Origin of the sequence: uncultured Eubacterium sp. (genome assembly GCF_934295145.1) — a bacterium.
Classification (GTDB): domain Bacteria; phylum Bacillota; class Clostridia; order Lachnospirales; family Lachnospiraceae; genus Eubacterium_I.
The window spans coordinates 1-6,902 of the sequence record NZ_CAKRAS010000090.1; the positions used below are offsets into that span (position 1 = coordinate 1).

At 42.5% G+C, this 6,902-nt stretch carries 7 protein-coding genes and 1 riboswitch; all 7 genes read right to left on the reverse strand.

The genetic code is table 11. The features are described 5' to 3' along the window. The coding region (locus Q0I54_RS12745) for a DMT family transporter (protein ID WP_296119146.1) at window positions 1-362 on the reverse strand (362 nt) is incomplete at its 3' end. A 3-nt stretch (window positions 363-365) separates the two neighbouring features. Beyond that, window positions 366-1,151 carry an OAM dimerization domain-containing protein gene (locus tag Q0I54_RS12750; protein ID WP_296119147.1) on the reverse strand — a complete coding sequence of 262 codons (786 nt, stop codon included), beginning with the start codon at window positions 1,149-1,151 and terminating at the stop codon, window positions 366-368. 3 nt (window positions 1,152-1,154) lie between these two features. After that, entirely contained in the window at window positions 1,155-2,708 is a 1,554-nt protein-coding gene (locus Q0I54_RS12755) for a lysine 5,6-aminomutase subunit alpha (RefSeq protein WP_296119149.1), read from the reverse strand. 141 nt (window positions 2,709-2,849) lie between these two features. Next, the gene (gene ablA, locus Q0I54_RS12760) at window positions 2,850-4,106 is read right to left on the reverse strand and encodes a lysine 2,3-aminomutase (protein ID WP_296119151.1); all 1,257 of its coding nucleotides are present in this window, start codon (window positions 4,104-4,106) and stop codon (window positions 2,850-2,852) included. A gap of 64 nt (window positions 4,107-4,170) precedes the next feature. Then, the gene (locus tag Q0I54_RS12765; protein ID WP_296119152.1) at window positions 4,171-5,211 is read right to left on the reverse strand and encodes an L-erythro-3,5-diaminohexanoate dehydrogenase; all 1,041 of its coding nucleotides are present in this window, start codon (window positions 5,209-5,211) and stop codon (window positions 4,171-4,173) included. Between the two features lie 225 nt (window positions 5,212-5,436). Continuing rightward, the gene (locus Q0I54_RS12770) at window positions 5,437-6,255 is read right to left on the reverse strand and encodes a 3-keto-5-aminohexanoate cleavage protein (RefSeq protein WP_296119156.1); all 819 of its coding nucleotides are present in this window, start codon (window positions 6,253-6,255) and stop codon (window positions 5,437-5,439) included. 80 nt (window positions 6,256-6,335) lie between these two features. Further along, window positions 6,336-6,512, reverse strand: a riboswitch (Lysine riboswitch). Between the two features lie 66 nt (window positions 6,513-6,578). After that, window positions 6,579-6,902 (reverse strand): hotdog domain-containing protein (locus Q0I54_RS12775; RefSeq protein WP_296119159.1); only part of this gene is annotated, 324 nt, incomplete at its 5' end.

The window sequence follows — 6,902 nt, forward strand, 5'->3', positions numbered from 1 at the left end:
CTGCCTGTCGGTTTCTTTCTTCTTATAATAAGATACACGATCGGAAGTATAATAATATAAGATGCTATAATAAACGATGACTTGGAAGCCGATGTATATTGAAGTGCAACTGTAAATAAAAAGAATTCAAAAAACATTGCGGTTCCCATTTTCATTCCTGAAAACAGAAGATCTTTTGTATAATATTTGAATTTAGGTATACATATCACTGCAAGTATGATTGCAGCAAACGAAAATCGAAATGCAAGTAATACAGAAGGCGGCACTTCGGCCACCAACTGTTTTACGGCTATGTAAGCGGTGGCCCACAGGAATGCAGAGGCCACGAGGGCCAAGCACCCTATGAGACGACCTTTTTTCATGATTTATTTAAATCCTCTCTTAACCATGTCTGTTACTGCAAATGTTGCAACATCATCTGCATATTTACCTGCACCAAAGCCTGCATCATAACCAAGCTCTTTTGCAAGTTCATGTGTAATACGTGCACCACCACAGCAAACGATATACTTATCACGAAGTCCCTCAGCCTCAAGAAGCTCGATCAGATTTGTTAAGTTCTGAATATGAACATCTTTCTGAGTAACAGTCTGAGATACCAGCAGTACATCTGCATGTAACTCTTTTGCTTTCTCAATAAATTCTTCGTTTGGAATCTGAGATCCAAGGTTATATGCCTCGATCATTTCGTAACGCTCCAGACCATAATGTCCGGCAAATCCTTTTCGGTTCATAACTGCATCGATACCTACGGTATGAGCATCTGTACCGGTGGAAGCACCTACTACTACGATCTTTCTGCCGAAGTGCTCTTTGATATATTCATTCACTTCATCCATAGACATTGTCTCTTCTTCTACTGTCTGTACATGGATATCTGTGTAATTTACTGTGTGAACGCAGCTGCCGTAGCAAACATAAAATGTAAATTCTGTATCCAGAGCATGGTGATGTGCTACATTGACATCTTCCAGTCCCATCAGTTTGCAAAGCTGTCTTGCTGCTTCTTCTCCGCGCTCATCATCTTTGATAGGTAATGTAAAGCTTAACTGCATTTTACCATCATTCATGGTGTCGCCGTACGGTTTGATTTTGGTCAGATCCAGAGTTGTATCGAAATCTGCCTTGCTCATATTGTAAAGTCCACTCATCGCTTAGACCTCCTTTTTCATCAGAGTAATAAACGGGTTGAAGTAATTATCATCTTTTACTACAACGCCATCCAGACCTTTTCCGCCGTCTTTCGGACGTTTAATGTCTGCAAAAATACCCTGTTCCAGTGTTGCAAACAGACCCTGATGCTCAATTTCTACAAGCAGGTCAGTTGCTTTCTGGAGTACTTCATTAGCACGTGACTGAATAATTCCGCCCTCTTTGAATTCAAGCTCAGAGCCGAAATCTTTCATTGTACGGAAAATGTACTGTGCATTCTCAATAGCCAGTGCACGGTCTGACATAAACGGTGTATGGATCGCTTCTGTCATCATACCAAGTAAGTGAAGTCTCTGTCCTGTCATAATAGTTACTGCATTGAATAATGCATCCTGTACATGACCACGGAAAATATTACCTGTCATGAATTTTGTAGGCGGCATGTATTTTAATGGTGCTTTCGGGAAGATTTCTCTAGCCATCTGTGCCTGTGCTAACTCATACAGGAATCCATTCTCTACATCCGGTGAAATCTCGAATGCATGTCCAAGACCCTGCTGCTCTTCCGGCAGACCAGCCATTAATGCAAACTGCTCATTCAGGAACTGAGAAGCAAGTACAGTATGTGCTTCTTCTACAGCATCTGCAGTTGTCAGGTAGTTATCCTCACCAGTATTAATGATAACGCCTGCAAAACCATTGATAATACGTGAGAAATACTGGTCAACCAGTGTTCTCTGCATGTTGATATCACGGAACAGAATACCATATAAAGCATCGTTCAGCATAACGTCCAGACGCTCTAAAGCTCCCATTGCTGCGATCTCCGGCATACATAATCCGGAACAGTAGTTACAGAGACGGATATATCTATTTTCTTCCTCTCCTACTTTATCAAGGGCTGCTCTCATGAGACGGAAGTTCTCCTGTGTCGCATAAGTACCACCGAAACCTTCTGTAGTTGCACCATATGGTACATAATCCAGTAAGGACTGACCGGTTGTACGGATAACTGCGATGATGTCAGCGCCCTGTTTTGCGGCTGCAACAGCCTGTGTAATATCTTCATAAATGTTACCTGTAGCAACGATCAGATAAAGGAACGGACCCTCTTTATCTCCACCGAAGGACTCCAGATACTCATTTCTTTTTGCTACATTTCCTGCTACTCTCTCTGTGGTAGCTTCTGCGATCGGCCAGATAGCCGCTTTGATTTCCTCTAAGGAAGCAACCGGAAGTTTTGTCAGATCTACTTCTCCGCTGCTTACTTTCTCAGCGATTTCCTGTGGTCCTACACCAAGTGCAACCATTGCATTTCCTACATAAAATGCAACACCACCGGAAAGTACTCCTTTTTCTTTCAGATGATCCACTACTACGTTTGGAAGCGGAACCTCTACCTCATTAACACCGTCGATTCCTAACAGACGGCAAACAGCTCTTTCAACTGTAACTGTTGTATGTTCATCGATAAAAGCCTGAACATCTGCAGCAACATTATGTGCACTTGCTCTTGCTTTTGCGATTAATTCCTGGTTTAATCCAAGTTTGCTCATACTTGAAAAACTCCTTTCATCTCGGTATTAAGTAACATGTCAGGCTATTTTTCACGCCATCTGTACTTAGGGTGAAAAGCGGGGAAACCCGAAGGTCTCCCGCTCTTCCATTGTTTTATGGTTTTATTATTCTATGAATGCTTAGTGATGATCACTGTGACGGCGAACACGTGCTAAATCAGCCGGTTCAATTGTCATCTGCAGACCCTGCTCAAGTGCTGCTACACCGACAACGTTTGCTTTTCTCTTTCCGGTACATACATCACATGTGCAGTGTGGCTCATAATGTGCCGGCTCTGTATATGTGGTAATAACGCCTTCGTAGTTACGAAGAATAACTTTACCAGGTGTCTGAGAAATAACGTAGTTCGGCATAACTGGTGTTTTTCCACCACCGCCCGGTGCATCAACAACGAATGTCGGTACTGCATATCCGGATGTATGACCACGAAGTCCCTCAATGATCTCGATACCTTTGGAAACCGGAGTACGGAAGTGCTCTAATCCAAGAGAAAGGTCACACTGGTAAATGTAGTAAGGACGTACACGAATCTGTACTAATTTACGAACCAGGTCTTTCATTACATGTACACAATCATTGATGCCTGCTAATAATACAGTCTGGTTTCCTAACGGAATACCTGCGTCAGCAAGTCTAGCACATGCTGCTGCGGACTCTTCTGTAATCTCGTTTGGATGATTGAAGTGTGTATTTAACCAGATTGGATGATATTTTTTCAACATGTTGCACAGTTCCGGAGTGATACGCTGTGGCATAACAACCGGTGTTCTTGATCCGATACGGATAATCTCAACATGAGGAATAGCACGTAACTGGGAGATGATATACTCAAGTCTCTCATCACTGATCAGTAATGCATCACCACCGGATAACAGTACGTCACGTACTTCCGGATGATTACGGATATACTCTAAGCACTGCTCTACCTGATCAGTCGGTACGGAACCGTCTTTCTGTCCCGCGAAACGTCTTCTTGTACAATGACGGCAGTACATGGAGCACTGATCTGTTACAAGGAACAGAACACGGTCCGGATAACGGTGTGTCAGTCCCGGTGCCGGAGAATCTGTATCCTCATGCAGCGGATCTTCCAGATCTGCAGCGGAACGATGAAGCTCTTTCTCTGTCGGGATTGCCTGTTTACGAACCGGATCTTCCGGATTAGTCGGATCGATCAGAGATAAGTAATATGGTGTAACAGCCATACGAAGTGTGCTTAAGCATTTTGCAACACCTTCTTCTTCCTCTGCTGTCAGTGTCATGTATTTTTTCAGGTCTTCAACAGTCTCTACTCTGTTTTTTACCTGCCAGTGCCAATCATTCCATAATTCGTCTGGAACATCTTTGAATAATCCGAATTCTCTACTTTTTCTCATAGTTTTATATCTCCTCTTGATATTTACAATGTAGTTTTTTGTTTCCCCAATTATTATCTTTTAATTATACATACTTCTGATCGAACAGGTTGCGGATTGCTTCGTTCTCTCTTAACTCCTGAAGTGTGATCTCTGCATGGCCTTTTGTATATCCATTACCGATGATCATATCAACGTCTTTACCTACACCCTCTGCACCAAGAGCTGCTTTTGTGAAGCTTGTAGCCATGGAGAAGAAGTATACGATACCACCGTCATGAACCGGAAGGATTGCGGACATTTCGCAGTTATTTACGTTTACACAGCAGATAGCTACATCATACTCTTTGCCATCATTTGCTGCTAAAGCTTTCTCTAATACATCTACCGGAAGTGCTGCACTTGCCTGGAATGCTTTGTGGCAAACACCGAGTTTTAATAACTCATCTACACCATCCTGGCTGTAATCCATAGCTACAACACGACCTGTCGGTCCAACACGTTTCATAGCTTCGTAGCAAACCAGTGTACCGGATTTTCCAGCGCCACCGAGAACCAGAACGCTCTGACCCGGTTTTACTAATTTTGCTGTCTGAGCAGGTGCTCCAGCTACATCTAATGCTGCCAGTGCAAGCGGCTCGCTGATGTCATCCGGAAGTTTTGCGTATAATGCGCTCTCGAATAATACAGCCTGACCTTTAATATCAACACGGTCGATTTCCGGATGGATCTCGATGATCTCATCAATCTTCAGTGGTGTCATGGATAAAGATACTAAGGAAGCAATTTTATCGCCAACTTTGATATCCAGATCTAAGTCTTCACCGATATAAGCAACTTTACCGATGAACATTCCGCCGGATCCTGTTACCGGATTCTGCATTTTACCACGCTCATTAACGATTCCCAGAATCATCTCTTTGATTTTCTCTGTATCGCCACCACATGCCTCTTCAATCTGTGTGAAAGAAGCAGAGTCAATATTTAAAGAAATAACATCACAGATAATCTCGTTGGAATATCTTTTTGTCATGTCGTTATCAATTTTCTGAGCTGCCTGTGTCAAAACTCCCTGCGGCTCAATTACACGATGAATTCCGTATTTGTCACCTACTAATTTTCCCATTGTTTTCTCCTCCTGAAACTTATTCTTTCCTTATTATAATGTTACATAAAAAACAATTTCCCCAAACTGTTTTTCGTTTTGAATCACGTTTTGTTTATCTGTAAAAGGATCCAGTTGCTTTGCAATCGTATGTCAGGGTTTTTAACATTTTCATAACCGAATCCCTTTTACATTCCTTCTAACATGAATTCCCGGATATATACCGGTTGTTTCATACCTCTCAGATTATTTCAAACCTAAGATTTCTCTTGCCTCTGCCGGAGTAGCTACCGGTCTTCCGAGTTCTTTTGCAATTCTTACTACTTTCTCAACCATCTCTCCGTTGGAAGCTGCAAGTTTGCCTTTTTCAATATATACGTTATCTTCGAAGCCGACTCTTACATGTCCGCCCATCAGAATTCCCATTGTTACCATCGGATACTCAAATCTGCCGACACCGGATACGGTCCATGTGGAACCTGCCGGAATACTGTTTGCCATGAAAAGCAGATCTCTTGGCTCACCGGAGATACCTCCGTTGACACCCATTACAAAATCAAAATGCATTGGTGCTTTGATGTATCCTTTTTTATGAAGGCGGATGGCCATGTCGATCATACCTTTGTCAAATACTTCGATCTCAGGTTTGATTCCGTATTCGTTCATTGTGTTTGCGAAATCAATGATCATGTTCTCTGTGTTAACGAAGATTTCATCACCGCCAAAGTTACATGTTCCACAATCCAATGTTGCCATTTCCGGTCTTAAAGTAGTAGGTGCCAGACGCTCTTCGTTACTCATGCCAACTGCTCCCCCAGTAGATGGCTGAATAATAACATCCGGACATACTTCCTTGATTGCATTGATGCAGGCCTCGAAACGATCTCTGCTCTGTGTCGGTGTTCCATCATCGTCTCTTACATGAAGATGGATAATGGAAGCTCCCGCGTCGTAAGCGCTTTTTGCTTCTTTTGCAATTTCCTCTACTGTATAAGGAACTGCCGGGTTATGCTCTTTGGTAACCTCAGCGCCACAGATACATGCAGTGATAATTAATTTTTCCATAGCGTTTACCTCTCCTTTTAAAATTATCCCAATACATTATAAAACATTAAAAGCGCTATCCATCGGAATCCTTTTGGACTCCTCTGAATAGCGCTCCACGTTTTCACATGACAATTCAAAAGCTGTATGCCCCTGAACCAAGTCCGGATCTCATTATAAATCCTTCCTTTCGGCGATTGGCCCCTTCGCATACAACATTGGAAATAATGTTCCTTAACATTTGCTGCTACCCGGCAAACCGCACCTCTATTTTTGATATTATGTAGTTTTTGATATTATGCTGAAATACTAATTTTTCTGATTAATAAGGTTCTGCCTTGAAATTACTTGCGCTGCTTATCTTTTGGAACAACGCATGTTCCGCTTGCGCGGCATACAACGATCGGCTCCTCCAGAATATCACATGCGGAATCATTGATGTCAGGTCTCGGAGCAATTACTTTACGTGCCTCGAATACCATCTTTCTGGATGTATTTCCAACAGATACGATTTCACCAACAGCTTCGATATAATCGCCTGCAAATACAGGTGCCATGAACTCTACTTCGTCATAAGCTTTGAACAGTCCCTCATCTCCATCATTTAAGATAAGAAGTTCTGTAGCTACATCTCCGAATAAACCAAGCATTCTTGCTCCGTCTACCAG

Coding starts and splice junctions, on each gene's coding strand:
- Q0I54_RS12770 (WP_296119156.1), bottom strand. CDS start 6,255: ATGGAAAAATTAATTATCACTGCATGTATCTGTGGCGCTGAGGTTACC.
- Q0I54_RS12750 (WP_296119147.1), bottom strand. CDS start 1,151: ATGAGTGGACTTTACAATATGAGCAAGGCAGATTTCGATACAACTCTG.
- Q0I54_RS12765 (WP_296119152.1), bottom strand. CDS start 5,211: ATGGGAAAATTAGTAGGTGACAAATACGGAATTCATCGTGTAATTGAG.
- ablA (WP_296119151.1), bottom strand. CDS start 4,106: ATGAGAAAAAGTAGAGAATTCGGATTATTCAAAGATGTTCCAGACGAA.
- Q0I54_RS12755 (WP_296119149.1), bottom strand. CDS start 2,708: ATGAGCAAACTTGGATTAAACCAGGAATTAATCGCAAAAGCAAGAGCA.